Annotated in this window: 23 protein-coding genes and 3 tRNA genes; 12 read left to right on the forward strand and 14 right to left on the reverse strand. The window is 58.4% G+C overall.

Annotated features, from left to right (window positions below; all coding sequences use genetic code 11):
• The first annotated feature begins 201 nt into the window (after positions 1-201).
• Entirely contained in the window at positions 202-3,639 is a 3,438-nt protein-coding gene (locus ACR0JG_RS00720; RefSeq protein ID WP_480567203.1) for a pyruvate carboxylase, read from the forward strand.
• Positions 3,640-3,712: 73 nt separating this feature from the next.
• Positions 3,713-4,090, forward strand: a complete 378-nt coding sequence (locus tag ACR0JG_RS00725) for an MAPEG family protein (protein ID WP_480567204.1) — start codon at positions 3,713-3,715, stop codon at positions 4,088-4,090.
• Positions 4,091-4,096: 6 nt separating this feature from the next.
• Here ACR0JG_RS00725 and ACR0JG_RS00730 read toward each other — a convergent pair whose 3' ends face one another.
• A complete protein-coding gene (locus ACR0JG_RS00730) occupies positions 4,097-4,249 on the reverse strand; it encodes a hypothetical protein (protein ID WP_480567206.1) in 153 nt (50 codons plus the stop codon).
• Between the two features lie 148 nt (positions 4,250-4,397).
• On the opposite strand from ACR0JG_RS00730, the gene ACR0JG_RS00735 reads away from it, so the two are divergent.
• From ACR0JG_RS00735 to ACR0JG_RS00745, 3 genes are all read left to right on the forward strand, one after another.
• Positions 4,398-4,472 (forward strand) — tRNA-Gly (locus ACR0JG_RS00735).
• A 33-nt stretch (positions 4,473-4,505) separates the two neighbouring features.
• Positions 4,506-4,580, forward strand: a tRNA-Gly gene (locus ACR0JG_RS00740).
• Positions 4,581-4,665: 85 nt separating this feature from the next.
• Positions 4,666-5,532 (forward strand): GNAT family N-acetyltransferase, encoded by an 867-nt coding sequence (locus ACR0JG_RS00745; RefSeq protein ID WP_480567207.1) that lies wholly within the window; start codon positions 4,666-4,668, stop codon positions 5,530-5,532.
• Here the strand turns inward: ACR0JG_RS00745 and ACR0JG_RS00750 are convergent.
• A complete protein-coding gene (locus ACR0JG_RS00750) occupies positions 5,529-5,768 on the reverse strand; it encodes an Lrp/AsnC family transcriptional regulator (RefSeq protein ID WP_170325761.1) in 240 nt (79 codons plus the stop codon). The genes ACR0JG_RS00745 and ACR0JG_RS00750 overlap by 4 nt on opposite strands.
• 153 nt (positions 5,769-5,921) lie before the next feature.
• Here ACR0JG_RS00750 and hisB point away from each other — a divergent pair, with 153 nt between their 5' ends.
• Together hisB and hisH are read left to right on the forward strand one after the other, a co-directional pair.
• Entirely contained in the window at positions 5,922-6,509 is a 588-nt protein-coding gene (gene hisB, locus ACR0JG_RS00755; RefSeq protein ID WP_170374919.1) for an imidazoleglycerol-phosphate dehydratase HisB, read from the forward strand.
• Positions 6,510-7,148, forward strand: coding sequence for an imidazole glycerol phosphate synthase subunit HisH (hisH, locus tag ACR0JG_RS00760; protein WP_170648003.1), 639 nt, complete (start codon positions 6,510-6,512; stop codon positions 7,146-7,148).
• Positions 7,149-7,151: 3 nt separating this feature from the next.
• Here the strand turns inward: hisH and ACR0JG_RS00765 are convergent, their stop codons facing one another.
• A complete protein-coding gene (locus ACR0JG_RS00765) occupies positions 7,152-7,553 on the reverse strand; it encodes a DUF2147 domain-containing protein (RefSeq protein ID WP_170392077.1) in 402 nt (133 codons plus the stop codon).
• Between the two features lie 134 nt (positions 7,554-7,687).
• Between ACR0JG_RS00765 and hisA the strand changes: the two genes are divergently transcribed.
• Positions 7,688-8,407: a 1-(5-phosphoribosyl)-5-[(5-phosphoribosylamino)methylideneamino]imidazole-4-carboxamide isomerase gene (gene hisA, locus ACR0JG_RS00770; protein ID WP_480567208.1), complete on the forward strand. Its 720-nt coding sequence runs from the start codon at positions 7,688-7,690 to the stop codon at positions 8,405-8,407.
• A 1-nt stretch (position 8,408) separates the two neighbouring features.
• Here the strand turns inward: hisA and ACR0JG_RS00775 are convergent, their stop codons facing one another.
• Entirely contained in the window at positions 8,409-8,855 is a 447-nt protein-coding gene (locus tag ACR0JG_RS00775) for a DUF302 domain-containing protein (RefSeq protein ID WP_255611717.1), read from the reverse strand.
• 120 nt (positions 8,856-8,975) lie between these two features.
• Between ACR0JG_RS00775 and hisF the strand changes: the two genes are divergently transcribed.
• From hisF to ACR0JG_RS00790, 3 genes are all read left to right on the forward strand, one after another.
• Positions 8,976-9,737, forward strand: a complete 762-nt coding sequence (gene hisF, locus ACR0JG_RS00780; RefSeq protein ID WP_170392081.1) for an imidazole glycerol phosphate synthase subunit HisF — start codon at positions 8,976-8,978, stop codon at positions 9,735-9,737.
• Positions 9,734-10,051, forward strand: coding sequence for a phosphoribosyl-ATP diphosphatase (locus tag ACR0JG_RS00785; protein ID WP_170392083.1), 318 nt, complete (start codon positions 9,734-9,736; stop codon positions 10,049-10,051). Before hisF ends, ACR0JG_RS00785 begins: the two co-directional genes overlap by 4 nt.
• Positions 10,052-10,120: 69 nt before the next feature.
• Positions 10,121-10,669, forward strand: a complete 549-nt coding sequence (locus ACR0JG_RS00790; RefSeq protein WP_170661969.1) for a hypothetical protein — start codon at positions 10,121-10,123, stop codon at positions 10,667-10,669.
• 53 nt (positions 10,670-10,722) lie between these two features.
• Here ACR0JG_RS00790 and ACR0JG_RS00795 read toward each other — a convergent pair whose 3' ends face one another.
• The 5 genes from ACR0JG_RS00795 to rlmB all read right to left on the reverse strand — a co-directional run bounded on the left by ACR0JG_RS00795 (position 10,723) and on the right by rlmB (position 13,630).
• Positions 10,723-11,139: a VOC family protein gene (locus ACR0JG_RS00795; RefSeq protein WP_170392087.1), complete on the reverse strand. Its 417-nt coding sequence runs from the start codon at positions 11,137-11,139 to the stop codon at positions 10,723-10,725.
• Between the two features lie 120 nt (positions 11,140-11,259).
• Positions 11,260-11,730: a CoA-binding protein gene (locus ACR0JG_RS00800; RefSeq protein ID WP_170392089.1), complete on the reverse strand. Its 471-nt coding sequence runs from the start codon at positions 11,728-11,730 to the stop codon at positions 11,260-11,262.
• A gap of 291 nt (positions 11,731-12,021) precedes the next feature.
• Complete coding sequence (locus ACR0JG_RS00805) at positions 12,022-12,393, reverse strand: YHS domain-containing (seleno)protein (RefSeq protein ID WP_170735482.1); 372 nt, start codon at positions 12,391-12,393, stop codon at positions 12,022-12,024.
• A 175-nt stretch (positions 12,394-12,568) separates the two neighbouring features.
• Positions 12,569-12,844 carry a hypothetical protein gene (locus ACR0JG_RS00810; protein ID WP_255612144.1) on the reverse strand — a complete coding sequence of 92 codons (276 nt, stop codon included), beginning with the start codon at positions 12,842-12,844 and terminating at the stop codon, positions 12,569-12,571.
• A 12-nt stretch (positions 12,845-12,856) separates the two neighbouring features.
• Complete coding sequence (gene rlmB / locus ACR0JG_RS00815; RefSeq protein ID WP_480567210.1) at positions 12,857-13,630, reverse strand: 23S rRNA (guanosine(2251)-2'-O)-methyltransferase RlmB; 774 nt, start codon at positions 13,628-13,630, stop codon at positions 12,857-12,859.
• 116 nt (positions 13,631-13,746) lie between these two features.
• Here rlmB and ACR0JG_RS00820 point away from each other — a divergent pair.
• Positions 13,747-13,830 (forward strand) — tRNA-Tyr (locus ACR0JG_RS00820).
• 86 nt (positions 13,831-13,916) lie between these two features.
• Here the strand turns inward: ACR0JG_RS00820 and ACR0JG_RS00825 are convergent.
• The 5 genes from ACR0JG_RS00825 to ACR0JG_RS00845 all read right to left on the reverse strand — a co-directional run bounded on the left by ACR0JG_RS00825 (position 13,917) and on the right by ACR0JG_RS00845 (position 20,039).
• A complete protein-coding gene (locus ACR0JG_RS00825) occupies positions 13,917-15,389 on the reverse strand; it encodes an ArnT family glycosyltransferase (RefSeq protein WP_480567211.1) in 1,473 nt (490 codons plus the stop codon).
• A 160-nt stretch (positions 15,390-15,549) separates the two neighbouring features.
• Positions 15,550-16,086 carry a DUF2478 domain-containing protein gene (locus ACR0JG_RS00830; RefSeq protein ID WP_480568989.1) on the reverse strand — a complete coding sequence of 179 codons (537 nt, stop codon included), beginning with the start codon at positions 16,084-16,086 and terminating at the stop codon, positions 15,550-15,552.
• Between the two features lie 72 nt (positions 16,087-16,158).
• The gene (locus tag ACR0JG_RS00835; RefSeq protein ID WP_480567212.1) at positions 16,159-16,824 is read right to left on the reverse strand and encodes an NnrU family protein; all 666 of its coding nucleotides are present in this window, start codon (positions 16,822-16,824) and stop codon (positions 16,159-16,161) included.
• 105 nt (positions 16,825-16,929) lie between these two features.
• Entirely contained in the window at positions 16,930-18,993 is a 2,064-nt protein-coding gene (locus ACR0JG_RS00840; RefSeq protein WP_170625267.1) for an ABC transporter permease subunit, read from the reverse strand.
• Complete coding sequence (locus ACR0JG_RS00845) at positions 18,990-20,039, reverse strand: betaine/proline/choline family ABC transporter ATP-binding protein (protein WP_170401466.1); 1,050 nt, start codon at positions 20,037-20,039, stop codon at positions 18,990-18,992. The genes ACR0JG_RS00840 and ACR0JG_RS00845 overlap by 4 nt, the downstream gene beginning before the upstream one ends.
• Between the last annotated feature and the right edge of the window lie 8 nt (positions 20,040-20,047).

Genomic DNA, 20,047 nt, shown 5'->3' on the forward strand with positions numbered 1-20,047 from the left:
AGCGAGGATATTCGGAGAAACGGGCATTATTTGCTCTTTCCCACGGGGGATTGATGCCGCAATGCAGCATGTGCAATAAGTTTGCGCAAAAGGGCGGCGTTTGCGAGCGTTAACATGCCGGTTCTACCCAGAACTACATATGTACGTGGCCGTATTGTCCGCCTATGCACAAGGCCACAGCCATTAAGACCGGGACCTGAAATGACAGACTTCAAGAAAATCCTGATTGCCAATCGCGGCGAGATTGCCATCCGTGTGATGCGGGCAGCCAACGAGATGGGCAAGCGCACCGTCGCGGTCTTCGCCGAGGAGGACAAGTTGGGCCTGCACCGGTTCAAGGCGGATGAGGCCTATCGCATTGGCGCAGATCTGGGACCGGTTGCGGCGTATCTGTCGATTGACGAGATCATCCGGGTGGCCAAAGAAAGCGGTGCAGATGCGATCCACCCTGGTTACGGTTTGCTGTCCGAAAACCCGGATTTCGTGGATGCCTGTGTTCAGAACGGCATCACCTTCATCGGACCAAAGGCCGAGACCATGCGCGCGCTTGGCGACAAGGCTAGCGCTCGGAAAGTGGCGATTGCCGCCGACGTTCCGGTTATCCCGGCGACCGAGGTGTTGGGCGACGACATGGTAGCCATCAAGGCCGAGGCAGCCGAGATCGGCTATCCGCTGATGCTGAAAGCGTCTTGGGGCGGTGGCGGACGCGGGATGCGCCCGATCCTGTCCGAGGATGAGCTGGAAGAGAAAGTGCTGGAAGGCCGCCGCGAAGCCGAGGCCGCCTTTGGCAACGGTGAGGGCTATCTGGAAAAGATGATCACCCGTGCCCGCCATGTTGAGGTACAGATTCTCGGCGATAAGCACGGTGAGATCTACCACCTCTATGAACGCGATTGTTCGGTCCAGCGCCGCAACCAGAAGGTCGTGGAACGCGCGCCTGCCCCGTACCTGACCGAAGAACAGCGCGCCGAAATCTGCGAGCTGGGCCGCCGTATCTGCGCCCATGTGAACTATGAATGCGCGGGCACAGTCGAGTTCCTGATGGATATGAACACCGGCAAGTTCTATTTCATCGAAGTGAACCCGCGCGTGCAGGTGGAACACACTGTCACCGAGGAAGTCACCGGCATCGACATCGTGCAGGCTCAGATCCTGATCGCCGAGGGCAAGACCCTGACCGAGGCCACCGGCAAGGCCACGCAGTCCGACATTCGCCTGAACGGCCATGCGCTGCAGACCCGCGTGACCACCGAGGACCCGCTAAACAACTTCATCCCCGACTATGGCCGCATCACCGCCTATCGCTCAGCCACCGGCATGGGCATCCGTCTGGATGGCGGCACCGCTTATGCAGGCGGGGTGATCACGCGGTATTATGACTCTCTGCTGACCAAGGTGACCGCTTGGGCGCCGACACCTGAGAAAGCAATTGCGCGGATGGATCGCGCGTTGAGGGAATTCCGTGTGCGCGGTGTTAGCACCAACATCGCATTTGTCGAAAACCTGCTAAAGCACCCGACTTTCCTGTCGAATGAATACACCACCAAATTCATCGATGAGACTCCGGATCTTTTCCAGTTCAAGAAGCGCCGCGACCGGGGCACCAAGGTTCTGAACTATATCGCCGACATCACTGTGAACGGGCATCCCGAAACCAAGGACCGCCCGATGCCGCGCCCCGACCTGAAAGAGGCCAGGCCCCCCGCGCCCAAGGCCGAACCGCAGATGGGCACCCGCAACCTGCTGGAGCAAAAAGGCCCGCAGGCGGTTGCTGACTGGATGAAGGCGCAGCGTCAACTGCTGATCACCGACACCACCATGCGCGACGGGCACCAGTCGCTGCTGGCAACCCGGATGCGCTCGATCGATATGATCAAAGTAGCACCCAGCTATGCTGCGAACTTGCCGCAGCTATTCAGCGTCGAATGCTGGGGCGGTGCAACTTTCGATGTCGCCTATCGCTTCCTGCAGGAATGCCCTTGGCAGCGCCTGCGTGATCTGCGTGAGGCGATGCCGAACCTGATGACCCAGATGCTGCTGCGCGGGGCGAACGGGGTTGGCTATACCAACTATCCCGATAACGTGGTGCAGGAGTTTGTGCGTCAGGCGGCCAAGGGTGTCGACGTGTTCCGCGTGTTCGATTCGCTGAACTGGGTCGAGAACATGCGCGTCGCCATGGATGCTGTGATCGAAAACAACAAGATCTGTGAAGGCACCGTTTGCTATACCGGCGATATTCTGGACCCGGACCGCGCCAAGTATGACCTCAAATACTATGTCGGCATGGCCAAGGAACTGCGTGACGCGGGCGCACATGTGCTGGGCCTGAAGGATATGGCGGGGCTTCTGAAACCGGCCTCCGCCAAGATCCTGATCCGGGCGCTGAAGGAAGAGGTCGGGCTGCCGATCCACTTCCACACGCACGACACCGCTGGCATCGCCAGTGCTACCATTCTGGCCGCCTCCGAGGCCGGTGTGGACGCGGTGGATTGCGCGATGGACAGTTTCAGCGGCAACACCTCTCAGGCAACGCTCGGCACCGTGGTCGAGGCGTTGCGCCATACCGAGCGAGACACCGGGCTGGACATCAAGGCCATCCGTGAGATCAGCGACTATTTCGAGGCGGTGCGTGGCCAATACGCGGCCTTCGAGTCCAGCCTGCAGGCACCGGCCTCCGAGGTATATCTGCACGAAATGCCTGGTGGTCAGTTTACCAACCTCAAGGCACAGGCGCGTTCGCTTGGACTGGAAGAGCGCTGGCACGAGGTTGCTCAGATGTATGCGGACGTGAACCAGATGTTCGGCGATATCGTCAAGGTGACGCCGTCGTCCAAGGTGGTCGGTGACATGGCACTGATGATGGTCAGCCAGAACATGACCCGTGCGCAGGTCGAAGACCCTAACACTGATGTCGCCTTCCCCGACTCGGTGGTGGACATGATGCGCGGCAATCTGGGTCAGCCTCCGGGCGGGTTCCCCGATACAATCATCCAGAAGGTCCTGAAGGACGAGGCCCCCAACACCGAACGCCCCGGCAAGCATGTCGAAGCGGTCGATCTCGAGGCCACCCGCGCCGATTTGTCCAAACAGCTTGAGGGCAAAGAGATCGATGACGAGGACCTGAACGGATATCTGATGTATCCCAAGGTGTTCCTCGACTATATGGGCCGTCACCGCACCTATGGCCCGGTCCGTACCCTCCCCACGCGCACCTTCTTTTACGGCATGGAGCCGGGCGAGGAGATCACCGCCGAGATCGACCCAGGCAAGACGCTGGAGATTCGCTGTCAGGCCATCGGCGAGACGGACGAGAATGGCGAGGTTCGCGTGTTCTTCGAACTCAACGGTCAGCCCCGCGTGATCCGCGTGCCGAACCGTTTGGTGAAAGCATCAACCGCTCAGCGGCCAAAGGCCGAAGTTGGAAACCCCAACCATATCGGCGCACCAATGCCCGGTGTTGTGGCGACTGTGGCCGCCGTCACGGGCCAAGAGGTCAAAGAAGGCGATCTGCTGTTGACGATCGAAGCCATGAAGATGGAAACCGGCATCCATGCCGAGCGCGACGCAGTGGTTAAGGCCGTCCGCGTCCAGCCCGGTGGCCAGATTGACGCCAAGGACCTGCTGGTCGAACTGGAATAACCGGTTTAGCCTTCTATGCTATCAAGGGTCGCTCGGGGAACCGGGCGGCCTTTTCGCGTAAAGGAGGATCAGAATGATCACCCCAATCTATGCCGCACTGCTGGCGCTGTTATATGTCTGGCTCAGCTTCAAGGTCATCGGCCAGCGCCGCAGCGACAAGATTTCGTATGGGGATGGGGGCAATTCTGACATGCTCAAGGTAATGCGCACGCATTCCAACTTTGGCGAATACACACCCCTTGCCCTGCTGTTGATCCTGATGGTCGAGCTTCAGGGCGCAACCAGCCTGACGTTACATCTGCTCGGGCTGACACTGCTGGCCGGGCGGCTGCTGCATGCCTATGGCTTCGGCCGCAGCCCCCAGATCGTCATTCTGCGGCAGCTTGGGATGGGGCTGACCTTTACGGCCATATTGCTGGCGGCCATGGCGAATCTTGTTCTGGCTGTATGAGAACGCTTATCCCGCCAGAACCTGCGTCTCGACCGATGGGGCCTGCGGGAGGTCCGGCTGGACCTCTGCCAGTGTTTCATTGCTTTGAGCGCAGATCACGGTGGTCAGAACAATCAGCGCTGCCAATGCCGCCATTTTAATGTCTGCAATATCTGTCATTTCCTGTGCCCAACCCCTCATTTCGTTCACTGCTATAGTTCTTAAACACGCCAGCCCCGAATTTCCGTCGAAAGATTTTTGCTGTATTTTGTGTTTTTCCGCTTGCAGCCTCGTTTGGGAATTTATACATCCCTCCTCACTCAACGGCGCGGGCGTAGCTCAGGGGTAGAGCATAACCTTGCCAAGGTTAGGGTCGGGCGTTCGAATCGCCTCGCCCGCTCCATTGAGAGGTCTTCGGACCACATATGTATCTGATGCGGGCGTAGCTCAGGGGTAGAGCATAACCTTGCCAAGGTTAGGGTCGGGCGTTCGAATCGCCTCGCCCGCTCCAGATACCAAACTCTCCGAACATGCTGGTTCTTTCGCGATTGCTGCGGCATCTTTGCTGCACATGAAATTACGACGGAGATGCGGATATGCCCGATTACGTCATTCGCGCCTTAACAGCAGACGAACTTCAAACCGCTGTAGATTGGGCGGGACAGGAAGGCTGGAACCCCGGGCTGCACGACGCGGTCTGTTTTCGCAGTTCGGACCCCGAAGGATTCAAGGGCGGTTTCCTGGACGGCCAGATGATCGCGTCCGCATCCGCCGTGAACTACGATGATGCCTACGCGTTCCTAGGCTTCTACATCGTGCGACCCGAGTATCGCGGCTCGGGATACGGATTGCAGGTCGCCGAAGCGGTCAAGGCACATTGCCAGGATCGTAACATGGGCATGGATGGTGTGGTCGAACAGCAGGACAACTATCGGAAATTCGGTTTTGAACTGGCGTATGACAATTATCGATTCGCGGGCACCGTCGGCGGCATCCTGGATGCCCTGGGTCGCGTGGAGGACACTCGGGTTCGTCCAATCAACGCACTAACCGATGATCTAAAGTCGTATGACCGAGGCCTGTTCCCCGCCGCGCGCGACACGTTCTTGCGCGGCTGGTTGGAGGCACCCAGCCACGTTTCGCGGGTGTTTGAGGAAAATGGGCGGATCAAAGGCTATGCAACGTTGCGGCGCTGCCTGAGCGGGTACAAGGTCGGGCCTCTGTTTGCCGACAATCCGCAAATCGCGCAGGCGCTTTTGGTTTCCCTTCTGACGACGCTACCCGCCGATCAGGCAAAGGCCGAGGTATTCATCGACAAGCCTAATCCAAACGCACAAGCCATGGAATTGGCCAAACAGTTGGGGCTGACCAAAGTATTTGAAACGGGGCGCATGTATTCCAGTCACGCGCCAGACATCGACCTTGACCGGATATATGGCATCACGACGTTTGAACTGGGCTAGAACGCCTTGAACGTCATCGTGGTCAGCGAGCGTTCGATGTTGGGAATCACCAGCAGGTTTTCGTTGATGAAATGGCCCACATCCTCGGTTTCGGGGATGTAGAGCTTCAGCAGCAGGTCGTATTCGCCGCTTGTGGAATACAATTCGGAATGGATTTCACGCAGCGCGATCTCTTCGGCGACTTTGTAAGTGGTGCCGGGTTTACAACGGATCTGGATGAAAACGCAGGTGGACATGGGCCGGGCCTTGTTGGTTCGTGTTGCCCGCAGGCTGGCACGGGCCGCGCCCAGGTGCAATCCCCTGCAACAGTTTGCAGCGAAGGCTTAAAGCGGTCTGGATAGGCCGTTCATCCGCGTCTATAAGCGCCCTGTAGCAAAAGGAATTCGCCCATGCGCAGCGCTAAGATCAGTCGTCAGACCGCCGAGACCGAGATCTCGGTCGAGGTCAATCTGGACGGCACCGGCCAGTATGACAACCAGACCGGTGTCGGGTTCTTTGATCACATGCTGGACCAGTTGGCGCGCCATTCGCTGATCGACATGACGATCCGGGCCAAGGGTGATTATCACATCGACGACCACCACACGGTCGAGGATACCGGAATCGCGCTGGGTCAGGCGCTGACGCAGGCGCTAGGGGACAAGAAGGGTATTCGCCGCTATGGCGAGTGCCATCTGCCCATGGATGACGCACAAGTACGCTGTGCGCTGGACTTGTCGGCTCGTCCGTTCCTGATCTGGAATGTGGACCTGCCGACGCAAAAGATCGGCACGTTCGACACCGAGCTGGTGCGCGAGTTCTTTCAGGCGCTCAGCACCCATGGCGGGATCACCCTGCATATCGATCAGTTGCATGGTTTCAACAGCCACCACATTGCCGAGGCCGCCTTCAAGGCCGTTGCCCGTGCTTTGCGCGATGCGGTCGAAACCGACCCACGCAAGGCGGATGCGATTCCCTCGACTAAGGGCGCGCTGTAGATGCTGACAACCATCATTGACTACGAGAGCGGTAACCTGCACTCGGCGGAGAAGGCGTTTCAACGGATGGCCCGCGAACTGGATGCGGGCGAGGTCGTCGTGACATCCGATGCAGATGTTGTCGCGCGGGCTGATCGATTGGTTCTGCCCGGTGATGGCGCTTTCCCGGCATGCGCCGCCGAGTTGCGCGGCCACAAAGGCATCTATGACGCTATGGTAGAAGCCGTCGAGCAAAAAGGCCGCCCGTTTCTGGGCATCTGCGTCGGAATGCAGCTGATGGCGACCAAGGGCCATGAATACGCTGAGACTGACGGTCTGGGCTGGGTCGCAGGTGATGTTGTGAAGATCGAGCCCTCGGACAGCGCGCTCAAGGTGCCACATATGGGCTGGAACGATCTGATTCTGGAAAGCGACCATCCGGTCTTTGACGGGATAAAATCAGGCGATCACGCCTATTTTGTGCACTCCTACCACTTCCGGGTGATGGATCCGGCGCAACGGTTGGCCTATGTGGACTACGGGCAAGAGGTCACGGCCGTGATTGGCCGCGACACGATGGTTGGGATGCAGTTTCACCCTGAGAAAAGCCAAGACGTTGGCCTGCGGATGATCGGCAATTTCCTGACCTGGAAGCCCTGAGGTTTACTGCACCCGCGTCCAGACCTGCCCCCGGCAGACCAGACCACCCACGGCACACCCCTTGACGGTCAGCTTGTTCTGGCTGTCCAGTGTCATTTTCGAACTATAGGTTTTGTCGCGATCCGGGGCCCAGATTTTGCCGTCGTCATAGCTGCCGTCACCCTCGGGGATCATGTCCCAGATGATTTGCTTGCCAAGGTTTTCGTACTCCAGCTGTTGGTTGCCTTGGGCATCAAATGCGCTGTCGATAGTTCCGCAGATGGCGCTGCCACATTCCGAAATCGACACATGCAAATAGCCGCCCGTATCGCCCGGAGCGGTCTTCCACAGCCCGTCTACCGGATCGGCAGCAAAGGCGGTGGTGGCCATCGCAGCGAAGACCGCTGCAAGAGAATATGTCTTCATGGTTATCTCCCTGTCTTTCCGGTCAGTCTGACCTGCCGTTCGGCACCGGGCAAGAATGACTTAGCGTCGCGTTGCGCCCCTGCCCTGCCTGTGCGATATCCCGCGCGTGTAACAGTGATATAGGGCCGCCCGACATGATCCTCTACCCCGCCATCGATCTGAAAGACGGCAACGCCGTGCGCCTGCTGCGTGGTGAAATGGATAAGGCGACGGTCTTTAACGAAGACCCTGCTGCGCAGGCCCGCGCCTTTGTCGAGGCTGGTTGCGAGTGGCTGCATCTGGTTGATCTGAACGGTGCTTTTGCCGGGGAGCCTGTTAATGCGGCACCCGTTGAGGCAATTCTGAAAGCCTGTAACGTGCCCGCGCAGCTTGGCGGCGGCATCCGCGATATGGCCACGATCGAAACCTGGATCGAGAAAGGTCTGGCGCGGGTGATTCTGGGCACCGTTGCAGTCGAAAATCCTGATCTGGTGCGCGAAGCTGCCAAAGCCTTCCCGGGCAAGGTAGCCGTCGGTATAGATGCGCGAAGCGGCATGGTTGCCACCAAGGGCTGGGCCGAAGAGACCGACGTACAGGTCACCGATCTGGCGCACAGTTTCGAGGACGCTGGCGTGGCAGCGATCATCTATACAGACATCAACCGCGACGGTGCGATGCAGGGTCCGAATATCGAAGCCACGGCGGCGCTCGCGCAGGCGGTTTCGATTCCGGTAATTGCCTCGGGCGGCGTCAGCTCACTGGACGACCTGATCGCCCTGCGTGATTGTGGCGTCGAGTTGAACGGCGCGATCTCTGGCCGCGCGCTATATGATGGCGCGATTGACCTAAAAGAGGCCATTCGCGCCCTGAACTGAGTTATTGAGCAGCGGCGGCGGTCAGTTTCGCCAAAGCGCCGCGCATCTTTTCGATGATGGGGGATTTCTCTACTTCGTCGAGCTCGTCCATCGTCTCTTTCGGATCTTCATAAGCCAGCCAGACCTGTCCGTTTGCGTCTTCGTAGGCCTGCACCTTCAGCGGCAAGAACAGCCCCGCGCGCGGGTCGATCTGCATGGCGGGAGTGCCCAGAGCCGGGTTGCCGAAAATCAGCACCTGATTGGCCGGGATCGGCGTTCCGACCTTTTCCGCCCCCGCCGCGTGATCCACGCGGGCAAACACGGTGGCGCCCGCATTACCCACGGCGGCTTCCAGCGCGTCCAGCGCCTCGGCCACGGATTTGTTGGTTTCCACTTTGATGATGTCGTCAGCCATGGCGGACAGGGCGCCTCCGAATGTGAGAATTGAAGCCAAAAGAAGTTGTCGCATCTGCGTAATCCTTTTCATAAATTTCACCCCTAATTTCCATGGCTTCGCGACAGATCACAATCACAAGTCTGGCATCGGCGGGGCTTTGCCGGTACAGGTGCCCCGAGCAAAGGAAAGCCCATGCTGAAAACCCGCATCATTCCCTGTTTGGATGTCGCCGATGGCCGTGTGGTCAAAGGTGTGAATTTCGTTGGCCTGCGCGATGCTGGTGACCCCGTGGAATCGGCCAAGGCATACGACGCCGCCGGAGCGGATGAGATCTGCTTTCTGGACATCCATGCGACGCATGAGAACCGCGGCACGATGTTCGATGTGGTCCAACGCACGGCAGAGCAGTGCTTTGTGCCTCTGACTGTAGGTGGTGGCGTGCGCACCAAAGATGACGTGCGGGCGCTGTTGCTGGCGGGGGCTGATAAGGTCAGCTTTAACTCGGCCGCCGTCGCGAATCCGGACGTCATCGCCGAAGCAGCGGACCAGTTCGGCAGCCAGTGCATTGTCTGTGCCATTGACGCCAAGACAGTCAGCCCCGGCAAGTGGGAGATTTTCACCCATGGCGGACGCAAACCAACAGGCATCGACGCCGTTGAATTTGCCAAAACCGTCGTCGCCAAGGGCGCAGGTGAAATCCTGCTAACCTCGATGGATCGCGATGGCACCAAGGCCGGGTTCAACCTGCCCCTGACCCGAGCGATCAGTGACGCGGTGGAAGTGCCGGTCATCGCCAGCGGGGGCGTAGGCAATCTGGACCATCTTGTCGAAGGTGTGACCAAAGGTGGGGCCAGCGCGGTGCTTGCCGCCTCGATCTTCCATTTCGGCGAATACACCATCCACGAGGCCAAAGAGCATATGGCCGCCGCTGGCATACCGATGAGGCTGACATGAGTATTTTGCACGATCTGGCGGCTACGATTGAGGCCCGTAAAGGGGCAGATCCAGACAGCAGCTGGACCGCCAAGCTGTTGGCCAAAGGTCCCGAGAAATGTGCCGAGAAATTCGGCGAAGAAGCCATTGAAGCAATCATCGAAGCCGCCAAAGGGGACAGGGGAAAACTGACCTCCGAGGCGGCTGATGTGCTTTATCACCTGCTAGTGATGCTGGCTGCGCGCGATGTTGCGCTGGATGATGTGCTGGGCGAACTGGCCCGTCGACAGGGCACCAGCGGCATCACGGAAAAGGCATCCCGACCAAAAGACTAAGCGGGTTTCGTGCGATGACCCGGCCCGCTATACTCCGGGTTCGGATGCATTGAGGCAAAGGGCGCGCAGATGATCAGAGCTTTGGTGTTCGCGGCAGCGCTTGCCACCCTCGCCGCCTGTGCCACCCCTCCCCCGTCTTCCGGAGATGAGGTCCAGCGGCTGGCGGCTGAAATCCAAAGCCTCGGCCCCGATATCGACCCGGAAGAGGCCACCCGCGCCGCCCGCATCGCCTATGCCTATACTGCGCAACTGGCGCAGGAATACGAGATCACCGACCCTCCGCTTATCCATAACGCCAAGGTCAACAAAGGTCTGCGTCCGCGTGGTCTGTGCTGGCACTGGGCTGAAGATATTGAGCGGCGACTGGATCAGGAGCAGTTCCGCACTCTGGAAATGCACCGCGCCATCGCCAACGCGGATAACCCGTTCCGCATCGACCACAGCACTGCCATTATCAGCCGCAAGGGAGAGAGCATGTACGAAGGCGTCGTCTTGGATCCCTGGCGCTATGGCGGAGTGCTATTCTGGTCGCCCCTGGTTGAGGACACCCGTTACGAGTGGGTTCCACGCGAAGTGGTTCTGGAAAAGCGGCGACAGGAACAAGCATCCAGCCTGTGAGACTGAGCTTCTGCGGGCAGCGATCGAAGCGCCACAGCGACCCGACGAAAGCGTTACCCGTCGCGCCCAGGCTCGTTTGGATTGCTGGAAAACAGCGCGATTTTGTTGCCCTGAGGATCGCGCAGATAGCCAACATAGAAATTCGGACCATACGAGGCGCGAAAGCCCGGCTGGCCTTCGTCAGACCCGCCTGCGGCAAGCGCAGCGGCGTGAAGGTCGCGAACCTGCTGTTGGGTGCGCGCCTCAAACGCCACCATGGACCCGTTGCCAGCCGAAGCCGCGCCTCCATCAAAGGGTGATTTTACATAGAACTCGGGCTGAACCGGGGATTGCCCCGGCGGCACTGGCAGCGCATAGCTCAAGTCTCCGTGATACCGCTCCAACGCATAACCAAGGGCTGGCAGGAACGCCGAATAAAACCGCTCGGCACGCGTGATATCGTCAACACCAACAGTCACATAAGCAATCATTCCGCATGGTCCTGTCTTATTGGTTTGCTGAATGGGTATAGGTCAATTGGACCTCCCCCTCAACAAATGCACCATTTCTGTTCAATTCAGGCCGGGACGTAGACACAAACGTCAGGGCCGTCACAGCTTGGACGAAATCACTCCAGTCGCAAACCCACCCATACGCAGTTCGCCAAACAAGCGCTGATATTCGATCTTGGGGCAGCGGTTCATGACTACGTCGATATCGCGGGCCTGCGCTTTAGCAGCGGCCTCGGCATGTTCAACTCCGATCTGCATCCAGATGGTGCGCAAGTCGGGAAACGCATCCAGCGCCTCGTCGACAATGGGTGGCACGGCCTCGGAGCGGCGAAAGATGTCAACCATATCGACGGGCTCGGGAATGTCGGACAGCGAAGCCTGCACCGTCTGGCCAAACAGCATCTTGCCTGCATGGCCCGGATTGACCGGTATCACCCGATATCCCTTGAGCGACAGATACCGCGCCACGTAATAGCTGGGCCGCACCGGGTTCATTGAAACCCCAACCACCGCAACCACTTTGGTGCGCCTAAGGATTTGGGTCAGAACATCGTCGGAGTAGTCATTCATGAGCACACCATAAGCAAGCGCATGCAAAGAAAAAAGCGCCCAGGAAACTCCTGAGCGCCAGTTGTTGGAACGAGGGACAGTGAAATGACCCGCGGCAGTTCCATTCCGCGGTCACTGTGACATTTAAGCATGAGTTTTCTAAAAAAAAGAGGTCGCGCGCATTTTTGTGATGACACATCACAAAAGGCGGAATGCCGCCGAATGGGACCGTGCGCATTTCCTTCGGCGATCATGGTCAGAACGGCTCGTTACATAAGCCGCGCGCCGATCTTAAGCCAAGAGCAATAGGTTTTATTGGTAAAGAACCGCAGGCCAATGCCCCTCGGCCTCGCGGATGTAATTGGTGACATCGCGTTCCCAGATACGTTCGATCGCTTCCGAGTGGGTCAGATATAACCGCCCATCCACAATCTGCCATGCCTTGGGATCGGTACTGCTTAGCAGGCCTTTCGCCATCGCATAGGCGCAGTAACCACCAAACTGCGGGGCATAGGCGCGCGGATTGCGTTCAAATCGATCGCGATTTTCCTCTGACGCAAACCGCCAAATCGCACCCTTCCACATCAGCGCTATGTCGGGCTGACCCAACTCTGGTGCTCCAGCCTTGAAATAAGAAACCGCATCATAGCCTGAGACCGCCATCCCATCGTCCACGTAGAACATGGGCATTTCCTGCGCACCGACGACAGAGGCAAACGGGGTACAAAAGAGACTGATCAAGAAGGAACGTCGAGACAACATAGGTAATTCACTGGATTGCGGTTAGAGGGCTTCAAGATGCATATTTCAAACCGTATCTGAAACCCCCATGACGCCGATGTGAACGGGCGTGTGGTTGTTAATCGAAAACGTCTTCGATCACGTCCCAGGCTTCGTCCAACACCTTTGAGAACAGGCCCCGCTTTTTCTTCTTCTTGTATTTTTTGTGCTTCTGTGCCGGCTGGTAACTTTTGATCGGCCGATCTGCCAGTTTGGCTTTTGGCACCATCTTGAGATTATGCAGGGGTGCGCCGCAGCTTGCGCAACTCAGCTCGTGCTGTTGCTTTCCCCGAAGAACCAATGCGGCACGGGTACCGCAATAGCAGCAGGTGGCAATTTTATGTGGAGTGGATATGGGGGCCTCCTGTCATCTGGGTTTGGATGCATATAGTGCGATCGCCGCGGCATTTGAGACGTTCAGAGAACCAAATCCCCCCGCCGCGTCAATTTTTACCAATTGATCGACGGTTTCTTTGGTTTTCTGCCGCAACCCGGGCCCCTCGGCCCCAAGCACCAGCGCCACCGGGCGATCACGCTTGTCGCCCAGCGTGGCTTCTATCGTCTGTTCAGCCTCACCATCCAGACCCAAGACTAAATACCCCATGTTCTGCAGCTCGATGATCGTATCGGCCAAATTGCGCACGCGTAGATAGGGCTGTCGTTCCAATGCACCGCTGGCGGTTTTAGCCAACGCGCCGGTCTCAGGCGCCGAATGGTGGCGGGTGCCAATAACGGCGCTGGCGCCCAGCACTTCTGCCGAGCGTAGAATCGCCCCGACGTTATGTGGGTCTGTCACCCGGTCCAGCAGCAACACACGTGGGTTTTCCTGCCCGATACAGTTCTCGGCAAGCCCACCCCATTCCAGCGGCTTGACCTCAAGTGCCGCGCCCTGATGAACCGATCCCGGATCAATCGGTGCGGTGAATTTTCGCGGATCAACCATCTCGGGCGTGATCGCTGAAAATTCAATGGCTTCCAGCAGTTTGTCCCGGGCATTGCGCGTCACAATCAGGCGCAGCTTCTGCCGTTTCGGGTTCATCAGCGCGTCGCGCACGGCGTGTAGACCGAACAGCCAGACGGTTTCTGCCGCAGCCGCTTTGCGCGCCTGTTCCTTCTCAACGACCCACTTTGGTTTCTTCATAATACGGGCCTCCGGGCCGGGAATTCGGTTTCCTGCGTCAAAGCGGTATTTTCCTGTTGACGCCCTTTAGACGCGCTAGTAATCACGCCTCCACGTCAGGTGCAACGCCTGACAGTGGGCGACAGGCCGCAAGGTGTGGCAGGGGACTGTAACTCCCTCGCGGAGACGCACGCCTGGTTCGATTCCAGGGTCGCCCACCACTTACTCACCGATAAATTTGGGCCATTCGTTCAGGCCGATATCTGTTTGATTGCACCGCGCGCTGTCAGTTGCCATGGTCCCCGCGCTATTGCGTCACAGGTCCAAATGACAGCGTCATCTCTTCGTTGTTGTCAAAGCGGTATGGCGCAACCAAGGTTTTCACCTGTGCTGGGTCGACGTCCTTCGGGACATTTCGAGCCGATTCCCAAACCCGAAGAGCAGCATTTGGCGCGCGCGGGTCCCGATCGCTGTAAACAGGATGATCGGGCGCAAAATAGGCCATGTTTCCGGAAATCCAATTGTCAGCAACAATTGCACTTTCGGGCGTTGTTTGCGCGATTATCTCAGAGGTCAAAGTAGCGAAAGGGGCCGCACGTTTGGCATCCCCTGCCAGATTGTGATGCAGCATCGCCAGTCCAATAAACACCGCCAGAACGGCGCTGACCTGGGCAAATCGCTTTACGCCTTTACGACCTGCATTCGGTAACAACCACAAACACAGTACGGGGCCGGCATAAATCAATATCGGTTGCAGCCAGCGATCCTTCACGTTGGTGCTTCCGCTCACAAGCACTACAGCCGCCAGAAGTATCAAGGCCCAGACCAGAGTACGCGTCATCAATCGCCTCAGATCATCGCCTTTGGCGGCCACCCCTTGCCTGAGATAGATCGACCAAAGGACGCCCAGTACGATCAGCAAGAGCGATACAAACCCAGCCGACGCCAAGGCCAGCTCAACCAAGCCTTGCAGCGCGATCAATGTGGTTGGGCCATCGCTGCTCATGTCCAACTTGCGCGCGCTTGCAAATGCGTGTTCGGGATTGTTCAGAACCCATAGCATCGGTGGTGTGACAAGCAATGCGGCGACACCCAACGAAAGCAGCAGTCGAGGCGACCAGAGAGGCTTGCGCGTCTCAGATGCACTGAAAGCCGCCAGCAACATGGCCAGCAGCGCGATCGCATAGTTGTATTTTGACAAACTTCCCATTGCCACGACTACGCCCAGCAAGACGAATCCCCAAGTCGTCGGTTTGCGAATTAGCCCCCAAATCACCGCGAAGGTCAGAACCGAGCAGAGATTGGCCAGAACGGTATGCGTCAGCGCGCGTTGCGCCTCCCAACTAAACTGATAGAGCATCAGAAGTGACAGGACCGACAGCCCTGCCCACAGTGGCGCATGACGGGTTCGTATGGTCAGGTACAGCGTGACAACCGTCGCCAGCAGCATCCCGTTCTTCAGCAGTGACAGCCCTAATATGCCGGGACCGGTTATCTGAAAGATGCCCCATTGCAGCCAGGCGTAAAGTGGCAGTTGCGGGCCGTAGCCCCATTCCAAGCGGCGCGCATCAAGAAGTATCTCAGCCTCATCCAGACCAAGCGCGCCGCCGGTTGCAACTCGCAATACGACATGAAGCAGAAAGTAAGCCGTGACTATGCTTAACCAGAAGCGATCTGTCGACATCAACCCATCGAGACGGGATTGCTTCGCTGCCGGGTCATCGACCCCGCAAGCGGCTTCCAGAGATCGCTCATCTGAGACGCACTGATCTTCGATCATGGATAAGCCCATTTCGTCGGCACTCGCCCAGGATATCTGGCCGCCGGATTGCAACTTTGACCGAAGCTAGACCCGATGTGTGGGCTCAAGTCCACCATTTTTGCGGCAGTTGGGCGCGCGAGAAACAATGCGCGCAGCTCAGCAGATGGATGCCTGGGCTTCAGCCGCCAGATGCCGCGGCGGGTTGAACGTCAGTTTGGGATATTTTGTCAAACCACTCAGTCAGGCTGCTGACATCGGGGCCGAGCGCCTCGGCTATGCCGCCGGCGAATTCCTGAAACTTTTCAATGTTCAACTGATTGACGCCCACCAGGACGGGAATTTCACGTTCAAGAGCGTCGGCGATAATTGGGCGAAAGCCCCGCCCATCCGCCTCGTGCTTTCCGAACTTGTTGATGATCAGCAATTGAGGGCCATCCTCAAGCGACCGCGTCACGAGGCCGACGGCCCGTTCCAATTCAGCCGGATCCAGTCGGCAACCCCGAGCGTTCTTACCAAGAGATTGTGAGATGCGAATGGTTTCCCCGGTCGGCAAGACTTTCAGATCCATATCGCATTTATATCCGTCGGCACATTCGGTGTTGGTCTGCACAACCCCGGCAATCGGTGTACCGGCCTGCACAAGACCATCCGCAAATTCGCTAAGCAGGCGATCGGTTGCGCCGCGATCGGTTGTCGTAACATAGGCCAGATGCATTTTTTGGACCTCAAAGTTCAATTGGTGACGTTTCAGATAGCACGCGTTGGCTTGTCCGACCACCTTCATCCATCAAGGCAGTGGAGAAAGCCCGATCACCGATGCGTGCAGGTGGAGGAGAACCGCGTAAGAAGCCAAAGCAGTCAACCAGACCCAAAGGCTGGGCCAAGGGCGGGGCGCGCTGAGTGACAGGCGCGCGGTATTGCGGGAAAGGCGTACCCATTCCGTCCCCAAATTCCGCGCAGTGCGGTGATCAACGAGCGCCAAGCCCATCAACGCAAAGCCAGCAAACAAGCCGAACAGGATGACATGCGACAGGCTTCCATTGGCCAACAGATGTGCCAAAGCCCATAGCATCAACGCCACAAGTATCGGATGACGCGTCGTGCGCAGGATTCCAGGGTTTTCGGGATCGAACGGACGGTGCCCCAGCCCTCCGAATGAGAACGGGTTCCGGATCGACAGACCCGCAATGGCCAACCAGCAGACTATAGGCATGACCAGCAAAGGCACCCAGCGAAAGATTGGAAGCGGCGGGATCACTTCGACATAGGGTGCATTTGCGGCGGCGATGATCAACCAGGCCAAAACTGCTAGCGAAATCATTGAATAGCTGGCGAAATATGCGCGCTTTCCCATCGTACCGATCAGCCAGCCGCGCACTGCTGGGCGTGCTGGAATCATGTGGCTAAGAAGGAATGTGGCAAGTGCTGCGAGGAAGAGGCCCCAACCAGTCATCGTAATCTCCGAACGTGTTGCGCCCGGTTTAGGCCGTGACAGCGCGCTGGTCTTTGTCCGAAATCAAGTGAGGGCAAAGGGGCGGTTACCCGCCCCTGCCCTGTCTTACAGGCCCAGCGCCTTGCGGCGTTCCTCGGCAAAACCCTGCACCATACGATCAGCGATCAGTGCTAAAATCGCCATGGCGGCACCGGCCGAGATGCCAAGCCCCACATCCGCCTGCCCCAGCGCCAGATAGATCGACTGGCCCAGACCGGTTGTCCCGATCAGTGCCGCAATCACCAGCATGGCGAAGGCATAGAGGATGGTCTGGTTCAGCCCCAGTAGGATGGTCGGTGCGGCATAAGGCGCGCGGACGTCGCGCATGATCTGCCATTCGGTCGCGCCGCTGGAGATTGCGGCTTCCATCATTTCCTCGGGTGTGTTGACCAGCCCGTGTCGCGTGTAGCGGATCATCGGGACGATCGCGTAGGCACAGATCGCCAAGAAGGCCGAGAACTCACCGATCTGAAACACCATCAGAACCGGGATCAGGAACACAAACAGTGGGATCGTCTGCAGCATATCACAGATCGGGCGAACCACTTTCCAGACCGGCCCCCAAACTGCGCTGGCAAGACCGATCAGCCCTCCGACCACTGCGCAGGAAAACACTGCGGCACCGCTGAGGTAGAGCGACAGGAGTGCCCGCTCCCACAGGCCTGAAACGAGGATGGTACACAGCAGCCCAACCGACAGCGCCGCAAGACGCCAGCCACCCGCGACCCAACCCAGCGCAGCCGCGCCCGTCAGGACAAACGGCCAAGGCAGGTTTGATATGCCGGTTTCCAGCATGCCGATCAGGATAAGAACGATCAGACCGCCGGTCAGATGCCCGCGCCACGCCATCAGCAGAGCGATAGCCGCACCGGCGGCGAACAGACCCCAGCTCATGCTCGGGGTCCACTGGAACCCCCAGGTGAACGGTAGTACAGCCTGGTCCAGACCGATCCGCAAGGGCAACAACACATAGAACAGAGAATTGTTCTTGAGTGCGTCCAGCCAAGGCCCGTTAGCCTGCGTAAATGAGGTCAGGCCGGTGTCAATCGCCTCGGCCATCGGGTCCAGAACTGTAAGGTCAGACGGGTTCGGCAACCGGGACCAGAAGGCAGCGGTAAACAGCACTGCAAAGCCCAGCATCGCCCAGACAACGCGGCTGTCATATCGCTTGCGCTCGGTCGCCAAAGTGCCGCTCATCCGGTCGATGATCACTGCGAAGACAACGATGACCAAACCGGCCATGAGGGATTCACCAAACTGCGCCTTGCGCATGGTCAAAAGGACTTCCCAGCCGATGTCGTTGAAGCCGCCGATGACCGCAGCGATGATCACCATCGACAGGGCGGCCATCAGGCATTGGTTCACACCAACCATGATCTGAGTCGTGGCAGCAGGAATTTCGACCTGAAAGAGCTGCTGCCAGCGCGTCCCGCCGGACATGATCGCAGCTTCTTTGATTTCGGGCTCTACCCGTTCCAGCCCCAGCATAACGTTGCGAGCCATAGGTGGCGCGGCGTAGATGGCCGAAGCGATCAGGCCGACCACCGGACCGAAGCCAAACAGAAGCAGCAGCGGCGTCAGATAGGCAAAGGTCGGCACCGTTTGCATGATGTCCAGTACTGCCTGAACAAAGGCCTTCACACGTGGCACTTCATTGGCAAGAATACCGATAGCCCCGCCCATAATCAGCGCCACGGGGACAGATACGGCGACAAGGGCCAGCGTATTCATGCTCTCGGCCCAATAGCCTGAAGCCAGAACGAAGCTGAGGCCAAAGAACCCCAGCGCCGCCATCGGCAGACCGCCCAGATACCAACCCAGCGCAGTGACGACCCCAATCAAGATCGGCCAGGGCGTGCTGCCAAGCACGTAGTTTGCAGCATTCATCGGATAAGTCATCAGGTCCGAAAACAACCGCATCGCCGGTTTAATGCCATTCAGAAACCAGTCGAGAAACGCACCAACCCATTGCGTTGCAGGCAGTTCCCATTCTTTGGGCCATGTGACCAGCCATGGGGCGACGCCTTCCAGCGCAAGGCAAACCGCGCCAACGACAAGGGTAATCAGCGCGGCCTGCGTCCCAGCCGTCAGGCGGGCCTGCCGCGCGGGGATATCCGTCACAGCGGTCATGCTTCATCCACCTGCAAAGCTGCGGCGAGATCGGACGGATGAACCGTACCGACAATATTGCCGTCTGCATCACGGACAGGAACGGGTTCATACAGCTCCATGCAATGCGCGAGCGCCGCGTCGAGCGTCATGGATGTGGTCAGGCCCGGATCATCCGGCCCACGCTCAGCATCATCACGCATGACCGAAGCAACCTTAGCATGCTGGCCTTTGGCGACGTCCTTAGAAAATTCGCGCACGTAGTCGTCTACCGGACGCAGCACGATATCCGTCGGCGTGCCGATCTGAACGATCTTGCCATCGCGCATGATGGCGATGCGGTCTGCCAGTTTCAGCGCCTCTTGAATGTCGTGAGTGATAAAGACAATGGATTTTTTCAACGTCGCCTGGATGCGTAGGAATTCATCCTGCAGCTGGCGGCGGATCAAAGGATCAAGGGCCGAGAACGGCTCGTCCAGAAACCAGATATCGGGATTCACCGCAAGGCTGCGCGCGATCCCCACGCGTTGGCGTTGACCACCCGAAAGCTGCCGGGGAAAGCTATCTTCGCGGCCTTCCAGGCCGACCAGCGAGATTACTTCCTGCGCACGCGCCAAACGTTCCTTTTTGCCGACGCCTTGCACACGTAGCGGATAAGCCACGTTTTCAGCCACGGTCATATGAGGGAACAGGCCAAAATGCTGGAAAACCATGCCCAGCTTCTTGCGCCTTAATTCAGTCAGGGTTTTCTTCGATGCACCGATGACATTCTCGCCATCCACACGGATCTCGCCGCCCGTACCGGGCAGAAGTTGCGAAATGCAACGAATCAGCGTCGATTTGCCCGAGCCGGACAAACCCATGATGACAAAAAGCTCGCCTTCTTTGACCTCGAAATTGGCATCCTGAACAGCAGGGATAAACCCCAGTTCGCGCAAATCGGCGGCGGCTTTGTCAGCGTCACTCCCTGACCGAGACAGCGCGTCGGTCAGAGCTTTGTCGGCACCTTGGCCAAACACCTGCCAGAGATTCTGGCAGGCGATGGCTGGCGTATTCGCTTCAGTCACTTAAGCGG

This window comes from Ruegeria sp. AD5, from assembly GCF_056542345.1.

Excerpts from the sequence above, each read along its gene's own strand:
- ACR0JG_RS00775 (WP_255611717.1), bottom strand. The coding sequence starts at position 8,855 with ATGCGACAACTTCTTTTGGCTTCAATTCTCACATTCGGAGGCGCCCTG.
- ACR0JG_RS00745 (WP_480567207.1), top strand. The coding sequence starts at position 4,666 with ATGCCCGATTACGTCATTCGCGCCTTAACAGCAGACGAACTTCAAACC.
- hisB (WP_170374919.1), top strand. The coding sequence starts at position 5,922 with ATGCGCAGCGCTAAGATCAGTCGTCAGACCGCCGAGACCGAGATCTCG.
- ACR0JG_RS00725 (WP_480567204.1), top strand. The coding sequence starts at position 3,713 with ATGATCACCCCAATCTATGCCGCACTGCTGGCGCTGTTATATGTCTGG.
- ACR0JG_RS00750 (WP_170325761.1), bottom strand. The coding sequence starts at position 5,768 with ATGTCCACCTGCGTTTTCATCCAGATCCGTTGTAAACCCGGCACCACT.
- ACR0JG_RS00730 (WP_480567206.1), bottom strand. The coding sequence starts at position 4,249 with ATGACAGATATTGCAGACATTAAAATGGCGGCATTGGCAGCGCTGATT.
- hisF (WP_170392081.1), top strand. The coding sequence starts at position 8,976 with ATGCTGAAAACCCGCATCATTCCCTGTTTGGATGTCGCCGATGGCCGT.
- rlmB (WP_480567210.1), bottom strand. The coding sequence starts at position 13,630 with ATGAAGAAACCAAAGTGGGTCGTTGAGAAGGAACAGGCGCGCAAAGCG.
- ACR0JG_RS00805 (WP_170735482.1), bottom strand. The coding sequence starts at position 12,393 with ATGTTCTACGTGGACGATGGGATGGCGGTCTCAGGCTATGATGCGGTT.
- ACR0JG_RS00800 (WP_170392089.1), bottom strand. The coding sequence starts at position 11,730 with ATGAATGACTACTCCGACGATGTTCTGACCCAAATCCTTAGGCGCACC.
- ACR0JG_RS00785 (WP_170392083.1), top strand. The coding sequence starts at position 9,734 with ATGAGTATTTTGCACGATCTGGCGGCTACGATTGAGGCCCGTAAAGGG.
- ACR0JG_RS00830 (WP_480568989.1), bottom strand. The coding sequence starts at position 16,086 with ATGCATCTGGCCTATGTTACGACAACCGATCGCGGCGCAACCGATCGC.
- ACR0JG_RS00765 (WP_170392077.1), bottom strand. The coding sequence starts at position 7,553 with ATGAAGACATATTCTCTTGCAGCGGTCTTCGCTGCGATGGCCACCACC.
- hisH (WP_170648003.1), top strand. The coding sequence starts at position 6,510 with ATGCTGACAACCATCATTGACTACGAGAGCGGTAACCTGCACTCGGCG.
- ACR0JG_RS00795 (WP_170392087.1), bottom strand. The coding sequence starts at position 11,139 with ATGATTGCTTATGTGACTGTTGGTGTTGACGATATCACGCGTGCCGAG.
- hisA (WP_480567208.1), top strand. The coding sequence starts at position 7,688 with ATGATCCTCTACCCCGCCATCGATCTGAAAGACGGCAACGCCGTGCGC.
- ACR0JG_RS00720 (WP_480567203.1), top strand. The coding sequence starts at position 202 with ATGACAGACTTCAAGAAAATCCTGATTGCCAATCGCGGCGAGATTGCC.
- ACR0JG_RS00835 (WP_480567212.1), bottom strand. The coding sequence starts at position 16,824 with ATGACTGGTTGGGGCCTCTTCCTCGCAGCACTTGCCACATTCCTTCTT.
- ACR0JG_RS00825 (WP_480567211.1), bottom strand. The coding sequence starts at position 15,389 with ATGATCGAAGATCAGTGCGTCTCAGATGAGCGATCTCTGGAAGCCGCT.
- ACR0JG_RS00790 (WP_170661969.1), top strand. The coding sequence starts at position 10,121 with ATGATCAGAGCTTTGGTGTTCGCGGCAGCGCTTGCCACCCTCGCCGCC.
- ACR0JG_RS00840 (WP_170625267.1), bottom strand. The coding sequence starts at position 18,993 with ATGACCGCTGTGACGGATATCCCCGCGCGGCAGGCCCGCCTGACGGCT.